The 13821-nt window shown below is 59.8% G+C and carries 9 protein-coding genes, 1 tRNA gene and 2 rRNA genes (1 of these 12 only partly in view); 8 read left to right on the forward strand and 4 right to left on the reverse strand.

The window, feature by feature from the left end; genetic code table 11:
- Positions 1-94 precede the first annotated feature (94 nt).
- The 8 genes from AC0JZ8_RS05460 (at position 95) to AC0JZ8_RS05495 (ending at position 8809) form a co-directional block, all read left to right on the forward strand.
- Positions 95-1195, forward strand: coding sequence for an Ldh family oxidoreductase (locus tag AC0JZ8_RS05460; RefSeq protein ID WP_471891993.1), 1101 nt, complete (start codon positions 95-97; stop codon positions 1193-1195).
- Between the two features lie 63 nt (positions 1196-1258).
- Entirely contained in the window at positions 1259-1972 is a 714-nt protein-coding gene (locus AC0JZ8_RS05465) for a FadR/GntR family transcriptional regulator (RefSeq protein WP_471891994.1), read from the forward strand.
- A gap of 65 nt (positions 1973-2037) precedes the next feature.
- Positions 2038-3009 carry a sialic acid TRAP transporter substrate-binding protein SiaP gene (locus tag AC0JZ8_RS05470; RefSeq protein WP_471891995.1) on the forward strand — a complete coding sequence of 324 codons (972 nt, stop codon included), beginning with the start codon at positions 2038-2040 and terminating at the stop codon, positions 3007-3009.
- Positions 3010-3079: 70 nt separating this feature from the next.
- Complete coding sequence (locus AC0JZ8_RS05475) at positions 3080-3658, forward strand: TRAP transporter small permease (RefSeq protein WP_113469057.1); 579 nt, start codon at positions 3080-3082, stop codon at positions 3656-3658.
- 4 nt (positions 3659-3662) lie between these two features.
- Positions 3663-5069, forward strand: coding sequence for a TRAP transporter large permease (locus AC0JZ8_RS05480; protein WP_062454266.1), 1407 nt, complete (start codon positions 3663-3665; stop codon positions 5067-5069).
- Between the two features lie 73 nt (positions 5070-5142).
- A complete protein-coding gene (locus AC0JZ8_RS05485; RefSeq protein WP_471891996.1) occupies positions 5143-6207 on the forward strand; it encodes an L-idonate 5-dehydrogenase in 1065 nt (354 codons plus the stop codon).
- Entirely contained in the window at positions 6204-7403 is a 1200-nt protein-coding gene (gene uxuA, locus AC0JZ8_RS05490) for a mannonate dehydratase (RefSeq protein WP_471891997.1), read from the forward strand. Before AC0JZ8_RS05485 ends, uxuA begins: the two co-directional genes overlap by 4 nt.
- The gene (locus tag AC0JZ8_RS05495) at positions 7400-8809 is read left to right on the forward strand and encodes a mannitol dehydrogenase family protein (RefSeq protein ID WP_471891998.1); all 1410 of its coding nucleotides are present in this window, start codon (positions 7400-7402) and stop codon (positions 8807-8809) included. Before uxuA ends, AC0JZ8_RS05495 begins: the two co-directional genes overlap by 4 nt.
- Before the next feature lie 91 nt (positions 8810-8900).
- On the opposite strand, the gene AC0JZ8_RS05500 is transcribed toward AC0JZ8_RS05495, so the two are convergent.
- From AC0JZ8_RS05500 to AC0JZ8_RS05515, 4 genes are all read right to left on the reverse strand, one after another.
- Positions 8901-10487 (reverse strand): gamma-glutamyltransferase family protein, encoded by a 1587-nt coding sequence (locus tag AC0JZ8_RS05500; RefSeq protein ID WP_471891999.1) that lies wholly within the window; start codon positions 10485-10487, stop codon positions 8901-8903.
- A 450-nt stretch (positions 10488-10937) separates the two neighbouring features.
- Positions 10938-11014: transfer RNA gene (locus AC0JZ8_RS05505), tRNA-Met, on the reverse strand.
- Between the two features lie 260 nt (positions 11015-11274).
- Positions 11275-11389: ribosomal RNA gene (gene rrf / locus AC0JZ8_RS05510) — 5S ribosomal RNA — on the reverse strand.
- Between the two features lie 222 nt (positions 11390-11611).
- A 23S ribosomal RNA gene (locus AC0JZ8_RS05515) occupies positions 11612-13821 on the reverse strand (it continues 605 nt past the right edge of the window).

The following is a 13821-nucleotide window of genomic DNA, read 5'->3' on the forward strand; positions in this document are numbered from 1 at the left end:
TGAAACGCAATCGATCGAAATCGCAGTGCATGGATTGCATCTTCCAAATCGGATGTCTAGTGTAGACAAAAGACATTGTGGAGGATGTCCTGACATGCCGACTGGGAATGACAGAGCGTGCGTTTCGCTCACCGAGCTCGATCGCTTTTGCCGCGAGGTCCTTCTGGCTTGCGGCGCAGACGCTGCGACGGCAGACGCTGCAACGCGGGCGATGATGCATGGCACACGCCATGGCGTGGACAGTCACGGGGTGCGTCTTCTCGACCATTACGTGACTGCGCTTGAAGGCGGGCGCCTCAACAAGGTGCCGAAGCTAAAGCCCGTTGGCGGTTTCGGAGCGGTGGAAACGCTGGATGCGGATCACGCGCATGGCGCACTCGCAACCTATACGGCGATGGACCGCGCAATCGCGCTCGCCCGTCAGTTCGGCATCGGCGCTGTGGCGATCCGCAACAGTTCGCATTTCGGCCCGGCCGGCGCCTATTCGCTGGAGGCGGCCCGCCAGGGCGTGATCGGCTTTACCTTTTGCAATTCCGACAGTTTCGTGCGCCTGCATGAGGGCGCATCGCGCTTCCACGGCACCAACCCGATTGCCGTCGGCGTGCCGGTGGAAGGGCAAGATCCGTGGTTGCTGGACATGGCGACCAGCGCCATTCCCTATAACCGCGTTCTCCTCTACCGCAGCATGGGCACGACCCTGCCGCAGTCGGTCGCGTCAGATGTTTCGGGCATCGACACACTGGATGCCGACAAGGCCGACATGCTGGCACCGCTCGGTGGCGAATTCGGCTTCAAGGGCGCCGGTCTCGCCGGTCTTGCGGAAATCCTCAGCGCTGTCGTGACCGGCATGAGCCTGAGTTTCGACCTCGCCCCGATGGGCGGTCCAGATTTTTCGACGCCGCGCGGTCTTGGAGCCTTCGTATTTGCGATCCTGCCGGAGGCGTTCGGCGATCGGGAGACGTTCGATGCGGGCATGGCACGCTATCTGGACGTGTTGCGAAACTCTCCCGCCCGTGCCGACTGCCGGGTCATGGCGCCAGGCGACCGGGAATGGGCGGTTGCAGCGGATCGACAAGCATCTGGCGTCACGCTCGATCCGGCAACACACGCGGCTTTCGAAGGACTTGCTGGTCGCTACGGGGCGCAACTGCCGGTTCCAAACCTGGTTTCGCAGTCAGAGGTTGATGGCACTTGACTTCCCAAAATTGGTAAGACAATCTGACCGCATTACGCGTCGGGAGGACGCGTGGAGGACACCATGTTCGTAGCCCTTGAGCCGCGCCGCCTTTACAGGCAGGCCGCGGAACAGCTTCGTACGCTGATCGAAGCCGGAGAAGTCCGGGCCGGTGAGCGTTTGCCGGCCGAGCGTGAGCTTGCCGAGCGCCTTGGCGTGTCCCGTCCCACCATTCGCGAAGCCCTGATCGTGCTCGAAGTCGAGGGTCTGATCCAGATCCGCATGGGATCCGGCGTCTATGTCAGCGCCAGATCAAACCGGCAGCCGGAAATCCTTGCCGCCGATGACAGCGATGGTCCTTTTGAAATCCTGCAGGCGCGCTGCCTGATCGAGAGCGCTATTGCCGAGGAGGCAGCCCGCAAGGCGGACAGCGAGAGCATAGCAAAGCTCAATTCGATCCTTGCGGAGATGGAGGGTTCGCTCGACGATTCGCACCAGGCGCTGGCGCTGGACCGGGCGTTTCATACAACGATTGCGGACATGATCGGCAATTCGGCGCTCAACCGCTTTACCGGCCTGATCTACGACAAGCGGCTGTCGCCGTATTTCACCAAGCTGGCCAGCTATTTCGAAGGCCCGCACACCTGGAAGGCAGCACTCGAAGAACACAAGATCATTCGCGACGCGCTTGCTGCGGGCAACCCCGCCGATGCGCGCGAGGCCATGCGGCAGCATTTGACGCTGTCGCAGAAGAGATTCTCGGAAAGCTTCGGAGAGGAGCCGACGAGGAACGACTGATCCGACCGCGAGGAGGCGGCGGATCGAGACGATAGTTTGAGATTTCAATTCGGGAGGAGAAAGTTATGTTGAAGTTTACCGCTATTTTAGGTGCCGCCGCCGTCGTCATGGCGTCGGCAATCGGCGCACAGGCGCAGACAGCGCTCAAGTGGGCGCATGTCTATGAGACCTCGGAGCCTTTCCATACGGAATCCGTATGGGCTGCAGGCGAAATCGCCAAGCGAACCGAAGGTCGCTACAAGATCGACGTCTTCCCCGCGTCGCAGCTCGGCAAGGAAGCCGACATCAACCAGGGTCTGAAGCTCGGAACGGTCGACATGATCATTTCCGGCTCCAGCTTTGCGGCCCGCGATTACAAGCCGATCGGCGTGACCTACTTCCCGTACATCTTTCGCGATCCGGCACACCTGATTTCCTATGTGAAGAGCGACGTCTTCAAGCGTCTCTCCAAGGGCTATGAAGACAAGACCGGCAACGTCATCACCGCGGTCAGCTATTACGGCACGCGCCATACGACATCCAACAAGCCGATCGAAAAATGCGCCGACCTCAAGGGCGTCAAGATGCGCGTTCCGGACGTTCCGGCATACCTTGCCATGCCACGTGCCTGCGGCGCCAACACCACGCCGATCGCCTTTGCGGAAGTCTATCTCGCTCTGCAGAACGGCACGGTCGACGCCCAGGAAAATCCGCTGACCACGATCGAGGCGAAGAAGTTCTTCGAGGTCCAGAAGAATATCGTTCTGTCCGGTCACATCGTCGACCATCTCAACACGGTCATTTCCAAGAGCCGCTGGGCAAGCCTGTCGGACGCAGACAAGAAGATCTTCACGGAAGTGACGCAGGAAGCTGCCACCCGCACCACCAAGATCATCGAGGAACGCGAAAAGGCGCTCGTCGAGGACTTCAAGAAGCGCGGCCTCAACGTCGTGACCGTCGACAAGGCGGACTTCGAAAAGACCGTGCTGGAAAAGGTCACTTTCGAAGAGTTCGGCTACGCGAAATCCGATTGGGAAGCCATCCGCGCCATCAAGTAACGCGGATCACGCCAACGTTCGCGCGGCTCGCAAGAGCCGCGCCTTCCCTTCGTGAAACTGGATCGGATCCATGTCGACATCCCCGGAAATCCACACTCAGGTGACCCCTGAGGAGCTTGCCCATACATTCGACGAAGCGCCCGTCGATGTGGACCTTAAAATCTATGCCTTCGAGGACTGGGTCACGCTTGCCCTGTTCTGGGTGATGACGGGCTGCGTCTTCCTGCAGTTCTTTACCCGTTACGTCCTCAACGACAGCTATGCCTGGACAGAGGAAATCGCCGTCAATTGCCTGATCGGCGTGGTTTTCCTCGGTGCCGTCATGTGCGTGCGCATGTCGCGCCACATTCAGGTGGACGTTCTCTACCACTACCTGCCACCGCATGTGACGCGCATCATGGCGACGTTGGTCGACATTATCCGGGTCGGTTTCTTTGGCTACGGATCATGGCTGATGTGGCGGTACATGGAAATCGTCGAGGGCGAGGAGATGGTCACCGTAAACCTGCCCCGCAACATCGTCTTCTACAGCGTGCTGGTTGCCTTCGTGCTGATGCTGCTGCGCTCCATCCAGGTTTTCGTCGCCAACATGCGCCGCGGTTATTCGGTGCTCGAGCGCCCCGAAGAATTCCAGAACGCCGAGGATTGATTTCATGCTGCTGCTTATCGGTTCGTTTCTTCTCCTGATGGTTCTGGGCCTGCCGGTCGCCATCTCCATGGCAACCTCGTCGGTCCTCTACATCGTCTTCTACAATGTCGCGCCTGACATCATCGTCGCGCAGCGGCTGATTGCCGGTGTCGAGAGCTTCCCGCTTCTGGCTGTTCCCTTCTTCATTCTGGCCGGCAACCTGATGAACAGCGCCGGCGTGACCGGTCGTATCTATTCGTTCGCGGTGGCACTGGTCGGTTGGATGAAGGGTGGCCTGGCGCAGGTGAACATCATCGGCTCGGTCATCTTTTCCGGCATGTCCGGAACGGCGCTTGCCGATGCTGCCGGTATCGGCACGATCGAGATCAAGGCGATGAAGGACCACGGCTATCCGATCGAGGCCGCCGTCGGCGTCACCGCGGCATCGGCAACGCTTGGTCCGATCTTTCCGCCATCGCTGCCCTTCGTCATCTACGGGATGATGGCCAACGTTTCGATCGGCGCGCTGTTCATGGCCGGCATCGTGCCGGGCGTCGTCATGACGGTGCTGATGATGCTGACCGTTGCCATCTTCGCCTATGTGAAACGCTGGGGTTCCGATACGCCGTTCAGCTGGAGGAATATCCTCAGCGCATCGACGGAGGTCCTTGTTGTGGCCATGGTGCCGCTTGGTATCTATCTGCTGACGCTGACCGGGCTATCGCTCAACCTGTCGATCCTGATCGCGCTCGTCGTGCTTCTCGCCTGCGACTGGTATTTCGACTTCTCCGCCGTCATGGCGCTGATGACCCCGGTCATCCTGATCGGCGGCATGACGATGGGTTGGTTCACGCCGACGGAGGCAGCCGTTGCCGCCGTGCTGTGGTCGCTGTTCCTCGGCCTCGTGCGCTATCGCACCATGACCTTCAAATCGCTTGCCAAGGCAACCTTCGACACGATCGAAACCACGGCATCCGTGCTGTTCATCGTGGCCGCGGCCTCGGTCTTTGCATGGCTTTTGACGGTCAGCCAGACGGCGCAGCTTCTGTCCACGGCGATCACCAGCCTGACCGACAGCAAGTGGGTGTTCCTGATCCTCGTCAACCTGTTGATGCTGTTCGTCGGCTGCTTCCTCGATACGATCGCCGCCATCACCATTCTGGTGCCGATCCTGCTGCCGATCGTGCTGCAGTTCGACATCGATCCGGTGCATTTCGGTCTGATCATGACGCTGAACCTGATGATCGGACTGCTGCACCCGCCGCTCGGCATGGTGCTGTTCGTCCTGTCCCGCGTCGCGAAACTGTCCGTCGAGCGCACTACGATGGCCATCCTGCCCTGGCTGGTGCCGCTGCTGCTCGCACTGGTGCTGATCACATTCGTGCCGGCAATCACGCTGTGGCTGCCGACTGAAATGGGCCTGATCCGCTGATACCGACAAACATTCCGCGTCGGGCAACCGGCGCGGAATGACCGATCGAAACGCATGAAACGAGGCTATCCCCATGCTTACCCGCGTCGTCCGCCTGCATGGCAAACGCGATCTCAAGGTCGAGAGCGAGGGTTATGGCGCTCCTCGACCCGGTGAAGTGCTCCTGCGCATGGCGATGGGCGGCATTTGCGGCTCTGACCTGCATTATTACCAAGACGGCGGCTTCGGCCCGATCCGCGTGCGCGAACCGATCATTTCCGGACACGAAGCATCCGGCTTCGTCGAAGCGATCGGAGACGGCGTTTCCGGTCTCAGCGTCGGCACCCTGGTCGCCGTCAATCCGTCCCAACCCTGCGGCCATTGCCATTATTGCGGCATTGGGCAGCCGATCCACTGCCTCGAAATGCGGTTCATGGGCAGCGCCATGCGCCTGCCGCACGAACAGGGCATGTTCCGCGATCACCTGGTGGTGCCGGCCATCCAGTGCCATCCGGTCTCATCAGACGTTTCGCCAGCCGAAGCCGCGTGCGCCGAACCGCTTGCGGTCTGCCTTCATGCGGTCTCCCAGGCCGGCGATCTCAAAAACAAGCGCGTTCTCGTGACCGGTGCCGGTCCGATCGGCCTTCTGACGGTCGCAGCCGCCCGGTATGCAGGGGCTGCCGAAATCATAGTGACCGATCTTGCCGATGCAGCGCTTGCCCGCGGTCCCGCCATGGGCGCGAGTGATACGGTCAACGTGGCCGACAACGCGGAAGGGCTCTCTCCCTATCTGGAGGGCAAGGGCACGATCGATGTCGCGTTCGACTGCTCTGCCGCCGGCCCTGCCCTTCGCACCGCCTTTGCAGCCCTGAAGCCGCGGGGAACCCTTGTTCAGGTGGGCGTGACGGGAGACGTCACGATCCCGCTCAACATGCTGGTCGGCAAGGAAATCAACTGGCGCGGTTCGCAGCGCTTCGATCGCGAGTTTGCAGAAGCGGTCGATCTGATTTCTCGGCGCGCCATCGATGTGCGGCCAATCCTTTCGCATACCTATCCACTCGAGGACGCGCTGAGCGCCTTCGAACAGGCTTCGGACCGTTCCGTCGCCTGCAAGGTGCAGATCGCACTTTTCGACCATGAAACGGGAAGAACAGAATGAAGCATACCTGGCGATGGTTCGGACCGATCGACAAGGTCTCGGTGAGGGATGCGGCGCAGGCCGGTGCGGAAGGCATTGTCAGTGCCCTGCACCACATTCCGACGGGGGCAGTGTGGCCGGCCGACGAGATCGAGAAGCGACACGCGGAGATCAAGGCCGGCGGTCTTTACTGGGATGTGGTCGAAAGCGTGCCCGTCTCGGAAGAAATCAAGACACAGACCGGCGACTGGCGCGCCCATGTCGCCAACTGGCAGGAAAGTCTGCGCCGCCTTTCGCAAAGCGGCATTCGCACAGTCTGCTATAATTTCATGCCGGTCCTCGACTGGACCCGCACCGACCTGCGCTGGGAAACCAGACATGGCGCGAAGGCGATGCGTTTCGACCTCACCGATTTCGTCGCCTTTGACATCCATATTCTGAAGCGACCGGATGCGGCCGCCGATTATCCGGAAGCCCTGCAGGACAAAGCGGCTAAGCGCTTCTCCGAGCTCGCGGACGACAGGATCGCAGCACTCGGCCGCAACATCGGTGCCGGGCTGCCGGGCTCGGCGGACGGCTACTCGCTCGACCAGCTTCTGGAGAAGCTGAGGACCTACCACGGCATCGACCGCGCAAAACTCCAGTCGAACCTCGTCGATTTCCTCTCGCAAGTCGTGCCTGTCGCCGAGCAGGTGGGGATCAACATCTGCGCTCATCCGGACGATCCGCCGTGGCCGCTGCTTGGCCTGCCGCGGATCCTTTCGACGGAAGACGATTACGCCCACATGCTCAAGGCCGTCGACAGCCGCGCCAACGGCGTGACGCTCTGCTCCGGCTCGCTCGGCGCACGTGCGGACAACGATCTTCCCCGGATTGCCGAGCGTTTCGCCGACCGCATCCATTTCGTCCATCTGCGCAACGTGACGCGCGATGAGGACACATTGCCCTGTTCCTTCTTCGAGGACGAACATCTCGAAGGTGGCACTGACATGGTGGCGGTCATCGCCGCCCTGTTGAAGGAAGAAAAGCGGCGCCATCGCGAAGGACGTGAAGACCACAGGATTGCCATGCGGCCGGACCATGGTCAGGAAATCCTCGACGATCTCACCCGTGGCGCCCAGCCGGGCTATCCGGCCATCGGCCGGCTGAAGGGACTGGCGGAACTGCGCGGCATCGAGCGCGCGCTCAGCCATCCGGAATTTGGAGCAATAGAATGACCCTGCAGAGACTTTCATCCGCGACGACCTTGCCGGAAACCGTGACCGGTCCGACCTTCAACCGCACGAAACTTCGCCCCGGTATCGTTCATTTCGGGCTCGGTGCTTTTCACCGCGCGCATCAGGCCGTTTATACGCAAAAGGCACTCGAGGCGGAGTTCGGCCCTTGGGGCATCGTTGCGGTTAACCTGCGCTCGCCGGAGCCGGTCCGGGCGATGGCCGAACAGGACGGACTTTATTCGATCACCGTGCGCGACACCGAAGGTGATCGGTCCGAGGTGATCGGTTCGACCGTCGACTGGATCTGCGCTGCGGACCAGCGCGACCAGGTTCTGGCCTATCTCGCCAGCCCCGACATCCGGATCGTCACGCTTACCGTCTCCGAAAAGGCCTACGGGCTGCATCCGACGACAGGCGGCCTTGATCCTGATCATCCGTCGGTTGCCGCCGATCTTCAAAACCCGCAGGCGCCTGTCGGCCCGATCGGTTTCATCGTCGAAGGGCTGGCGCTTCGCCGCAACCTGGATGTCGCGCCTTTCACTGTGCTTTGCTGCGACAATCTTCCGTCCAATGGCAAGATCCTGCGGCGGCTGGTGCTCGACATGGCAAACCGGCGCGACCCCGCTCTTGCCGAATGGATTGCCGAGAACGGTGCATTTCCCTCGAGCATGGTGGACAGGATCGTGCCTGCCGCCACGGAAGAAACCCGGCAGCGCGCATCCCGTCTGCTAGGCGTCGAAGACAAGTTGGCGCTCGATACGGAGCCGTTTCTGCAATGGGTGATCGAAGACGAGTTCGTCTCCTGCCGACCGCAATGGGAAGCCGCCGGCGCCCTCTTTGCCGTCGATGTCGAGCCCTATGAAAAAATGAAGCTGCGGCTTCTCAACGGATCGCACACGCTGCTTGCGCATCTGGGTCTGCTGGACGGGCTGGAATGCACACGCGACGTGATGACGGTCGGCCGGCATGTTTACGATGTCGAGCGGCATCTCAACACCGTGGTCAAGACGCTCGACCCGGTGCCGGGCATCGACCTGTCAGCCTATATCCAGCAGCTTCTGCAACGCTTTGCCAATCCGACGATCGCGCATCGTTGCGCACAGATCGCGATGGATACGAGCCAGAAGATCCCGCAGCGGATTTTCGGACCAGCAGTTGAGGTTCTCGGCCAAGGTGAGGATGGGGCGGCCTATGCGCATGTGGTCGGCGTCTGGCTAGCGGCCGTTTGCCGGCTACAGGACTGCAACGATCCGCGCCGCGACGAGCTTCTCTCCGCCGCTGCCAAGAGTTCGGACGAGCAGCCCTCGGCCCCGTTTTTCAAGATCCCGGGCCTGTTTCCGCAGGCTCTGATCGATTCCCAGGCATGGCGCGCGCTAGTGGATGCGGAAATGAAACAGTGGCGCTAGGGCGTTCCACCGTCTGCTAGAACGACAAGAAGCCCGCACTCGTCGGGCTTTTTGCACTTCCGAACGACGGTAACAGAATACGCCGCTATGGCTAGAAGCCGAGCGCCATGCCATCCTTGCGGCTGTCCGACCCGCCCTCGAGCAGGCCGTCGCGGATGCGGATGGCCTGGCTGCCTCCGATCGGGCTGGTGACGATCTTCAGCACATGGCCTCTCGCTTCAAGATCGCTACGCACTACCGGGCTGACGGTGGGCTCGAGTTCCAGCACGCCGCCGAAGCCGAAACTGCGCGGCACGTCCATGGCCGCCTGCAGATCGAGACCTCTGTCGATCACGCCCGACAGGAAGGCCGCATGACCCGCTGCCTGGTAATGGCCGCCCATCACGCCAAACGGCATCACCGTCTTGCCATCCTGCGTCACCATGCCGGGAATGATTGTGTGCATCGGGCGCTTGGATGGGCCGATCGCATTCGGATGCCCCTCGATCAGCCGGAAGGATGCGCCACGGCTGTGGAACAGCACGCCGGTCTTAGGGTCGAGACGCGTCGAGCCGAAGGGATGGAAGATCGAATTGATAAAGGAAATCGCGTTGCCCTGCGTATCGACGACGCAGAGATAGATCGTGTCCTTGTGTTCTGGCTCGTCCCACAGAACCGGCGGCAATGCCTTCTTCATGTCGATACGGCTGCGGAGCGTCGCAACGACTTCATCGGACAACAGCTGTTCGGCAACGCCCGCGCAATGCTCGGGGTCTGCGATCAGGGCGTCGCGGTGATGATAGGCGATCTTGGTCGCCTCCGCGTGGACATGGATCCGATCCGCCTCGTCCATGGCGGCGAGATCGAAGCCTTCGACGATCTTCAGGATCAGCAGCGCCGCCAGCCCCTGTCCATTCGGCGGGCACTCGTGGACGTCGAAACCCTTGTAGCTGGCGCTGACCGGATCCATCCAGTTCGCGCCATCCGTGCCGGCCTCGAAATCCTCGAGCGTGTGCAGACCACCGAGCGAGCGCAGATGGGCAACCATCTTTTCCGCCGTTTCCCCTTCGTAGAAGGCGGCAGCCCCGCCTGCAGCAATCTCCTCGAGGCGGTCTGCCAGAAGCGGCTGGCGGATGACGGCGCCTGCAACAGGCGCCTTGCCTTCAGGCAGAAACACCGCAGCGGCGTGGCTGTCGCCGGCGATGACTTTTTCATTGCCCTTCCAGTCCATCGCGACACGAGGCGTGACGGGAAAGCCGGAACGCGCATAGCCGATCGCGCGCATGAACAATCGCTCGAGCGGCAGAGTTCCATGGTCTTTGTGAAGACGGCACCAGGCGGAAATGGCACCCGGAACGGTGACCGAATGCGGGCTTGTCTGGGGAATCTCGCCGTTTAAGCCGAGCTCTGTAAGGGCTGCAACGGAGGCGGCGGCAGGCGCGCGGCCCGAACCGTTGAGCGCCTTGACCGCACCGCCCGCAGGTGCGTAGAGCGCAAAGCAATCGCCACCGATACCGGTCATCAGGGGATCGACGACGCATTGGACGGAGACAGCCGCAATCGCTGCGTCGACAGCATTGCCGCCATCCTGCAGGACTTCCAGACCGGCTGCGGTGGCGAGCGGATGCGACGTGGCAATCATCGCGCCGGTCGAAAGGGTCGACGGGCGCTTCGCGGAAAAGAAATCGAAATCAGACATGTCATTCCTTTGTTTCACTGACAGCCTGTCATGGCCTCAGCGCCTACGGGTCCAAACGTCATCATATTCGGAGGGGATGTCGGTCAGCGGCAAACCTTTCGGCAGCCCGCCGCCCTTGGACGGTAACCTCCATCAGGCAATCGGCTTGCACGATAGTGCAGCGAACGGCAAACCTGCAACCTCAAGGAAGGAAAGGCGGTCTCGCAATTTCGTTTGAGCACTGAAACCTGCGCCCGTGCAGATTTGTCTTAAGCCCTGGCAGAGGCTAGCAACACGAGCGTCGCTCGAAGAGTTGTCAGGATTGTCTGAGGAGAAGCCCAGCAAACCCGATCGCATCCGGCGTCACCCGTCTTTGGCGGACACGTATCGGCCGTCGATGCGGTTCGGTCAGGCTACAAACGCAAAACACCCGCAGCTTATGGCTACGGGTGTTTTTCGATAATGATGATTTGGTTGCGGGGGCAGGATTTGAACCTGCGGCCTTCAGGTTATGAGCCTGACGAGCTACCGGGCTGCTCCACCCCGCGCCAAGCGAATTTGGCATTGCCAAATTTCGCGTCTGCGTAAACCGCGTTGCGGTTTACGTGTAGTGCCGGAGCAAATCCGAAGGATTTGTCTCCTGTGAGGGACGCACCGACTACGAGCCAGACGTCCCTTCGGCAATTCTAAACCCCACCAACGACAAAAGGCCGCTTTGGGAGCGGCCCTTGGTTTGGCCAGGGGCCGGTTGGTTTATGTGTGAGAAGATTGTTTGATCCATCCTTATGGATGGCATTGCCTTTAATAGACCTGGCAGCGACCTACTCTCCCGCGTCTTAAGACGGAGTACCATTGGCGCAGGGGTGTTTCACGGCCGTGTTCGGAAAGGGAACGGGTGCAGCCACCCCGCAATGACCACCAGGTCGATTAAGGGCAATGTATGCGTGGCAATGGGCGACCATTGCAACGCTTTATCGAGAAGCTGGCGGAGGCGAACCCCCTTTTGTCTTAGTTGAACACGTCTTTGGTGCAACAAACCGGACGAACACTGACGTGTTCGCCGGGCCCGTCGCAAAGGCTTTCGCCTTCGCTCTGTCAGGACCAACGCTCACGCGTTGGCCTTGAGATGAGCATAGTCAATGAGAACGATGAAGCCAATCGGGCTATTAGTAAGGCTAAGCTTCATGCATTACTGCACGTCCACACGCCTCCTATCAACGTGGTCGTCTTCCACGGCCCTGATAGGGAATACTCGTTTTCAGGTGGGTTTCCCGCTTAGATGCCTTCAGCGGTTATCCCTTCCATATATAGCTACCCTGCTATGCCGTTGGCACGACAACAGGTCCACCAGAGATATGTCCATCCCGGTCCTCTCGTACTAGGGACAGATCCTGTCAATATTCCTACACCCACGGCAGATAGGGACCGAACTGTCTCACGACGTTCTGAACCCAGCTCACGTACCGCTTTAATTGGCGAACAGCCAAACCCTTGGGACCTGCTCCAGCCCCAGGATGCGATGAGCCGACATCGAGGTGCCAAACAACCCCGTCGATATGGACTCTTGGGGGTCATCAGCCTGTTATCCCCGGCGTACCTTTTATCCGTTGAGCGATGGCCCTTCCACGCGGGACCACCGGATCACTATGACCGACTTTCGTCTCTGCTCGACTTGTCAGTCTCGCAGTCAGGCGGGCTTATGCCATTGCACTCGACGACCGATTTCCGACCGGTCTGAGCCCACCATCGCGCGCCTCCGTTACTCTTTCGGAGGCGACCGCCCCAGTCAAACTACCCACCATACACTGTCCCGGATCCGGATAACGGACCGCGGTTAGACATCCATGACGATAAGGGTGGTATTTCAAGGATGGCTCCACGAGAACTGGCGTCCCCGCTTCAAAGCCTACCACCTATCCTACACATGCCGACACGAATGCCAGTGTAAAGCTATAGTAAAGGTGCACGGGGTCTTTCCGTCTAACCGCAGGAACCCCGCATCTTCACGGGGAATTCAATTTCACTGAGTCTATGTTGGAGACAGCGGGGAAGTCGTTACGCCATTCGTGCAGGTCGGAACTTACCCGACAAGGAATTTCGCTACCTTAGGACCGTTATAGTTACGGCCGCCGTTTACTGGGGCTTCAGTTCAAAGCTTGCACCTCTCCCTTTAACCTTCCAGCACCGGGCAGGCGTCAGGCCCTATACGTCGTCTTTCGACTTCGCAGAGCCCTGTGTTTTTGATAAACAGTCGCTACCCCCTGGTCTGTGCCACCCCTTTCCACTTGCGTAAAAAGGGGTCACGCTTCTTCCGAAGTTACGCGTGCAATTTGCCGAGTTCCTTCAACATAGTTCTCTCAAGCGCCTTGGTATGCTCTACCTGACCACCTGTGTCGGTTTCGGGTACGGTCTATACGGTGGAGCTATTTCCTGGAACCGCCCCGCTGCACATCCAATCCAATAAGGAGGTACAACTTACGCGATCCGTCACTACCACCAGGCCCACGAATATTAACGTGGTTCCCATCGACTACGCATTTCTGCCTCGCCTTAGGGGCCGGCTAACCCTGCTCAGATTAACTTTAAGCAGGAACCCTTGGTCTTTCGGCGAGGGGGTCTCTCACCCCCTTTATCGTTACTCATGTCAACATTCGCACTTCCGATATCTCCAGAGGCCCTCACGGGTCCTCCTTCACAGACTTACGGAACGCTCCGCTACCACATACACTTGCGTGCATATCCTCAGCTTCGGTGCATGGCTTTAGCCCCGTTACATTTTCGGCGCAAAGACCCTTATTTAGACCAGTGAGCTGTTACGCTTTCTTTAAATGATGGCTGCTTCTAAGCCAACATCCTGGTTGTTTTGGGATCCTCACATCCTTTCCCACTTAGCCATGACTTGGGGACCTTAGCTGGAGGTCAGGGTTGTTGCCCTCTTCACGACGGACGTTAGCACCCGCCGTGTGTCTGCCGACTAGTACTCCTCGGTATTCGGAGTTTGGTTAGGATCAGTAAGACGGTGAGTCCCCATAGCCCATCCAGTGCTCTACCCCCGAGGGTATTCGGTCGACGCTCTACCTAAATAGATTTCGCGGAGAACCAGCTATCTCCGAGTTTGATTGGCCTTTCACCCCTAGCCACAAGTCATCCCAATCTATTGCAACAGATGCGGGTTCGGCCCTCCAGTTGGTGTTACCCAACCTTCAGCCTGCTCATGGCTAGATCACTCGGTTTCGGGTCTAATGCATCTAACTAAATCGCCCTATTCAGACTCGCTTTCGCTGCGCCTACACCTACCGGCTTAAGCTTGCTAGATACACTAAGTCGTTGACCCATTATACAAAAGGTACGCCGT

It is taken from the genome of Velazquezella soli, assembly GCF_977018685.1.

Excerpts from the sequence above, each read along its gene's own strand:
- AC0JZ8_RS05460 (WP_471891993.1), top strand. The coding sequence starts at position 95 with ATGCCGACTGGGAATGACAGAGCGTGCGTTTCGCTCACCGAGCTCGAT.
- AC0JZ8_RS05465 (WP_471891994.1), top strand. The coding sequence starts at position 1,259 with ATGTTCGTAGCCCTTGAGCCGCGCCGCCTTTACAGGCAGGCCGCGGAA.
- AC0JZ8_RS05470 (WP_471891995.1), top strand. The coding sequence starts at position 2,038 with ATGTTGAAGTTTACCGCTATTTTAGGTGCCGCCGCCGTCGTCATGGCG.
- AC0JZ8_RS05475 (WP_113469057.1), top strand. The coding sequence starts at position 3,080 with ATGTCGACATCCCCGGAAATCCACACTCAGGTGACCCCTGAGGAGCTT.
- AC0JZ8_RS05480 (WP_062454266.1), top strand. The coding sequence starts at position 3,663 with ATGCTGCTGCTTATCGGTTCGTTTCTTCTCCTGATGGTTCTGGGCCTG.
- AC0JZ8_RS05485 (WP_471891996.1), top strand. The coding sequence starts at position 5,143 with ATGCTTACCCGCGTCGTCCGCCTGCATGGCAAACGCGATCTCAAGGTC.
- uxuA (WP_471891997.1), top strand. The coding sequence starts at position 6,204 with ATGAAGCATACCTGGCGATGGTTCGGACCGATCGACAAGGTCTCGGTG.
- AC0JZ8_RS05495 (WP_471891998.1), top strand. The coding sequence starts at position 7,400 with ATGACCCTGCAGAGACTTTCATCCGCGACGACCTTGCCGGAAACCGTG.
- AC0JZ8_RS05500 (WP_471891999.1), bottom strand. The coding sequence starts at position 10,487 with ATGTCTGATTTCGATTTCTTTTCCGCGAAGCGCCCGTCGACCCTTTCG.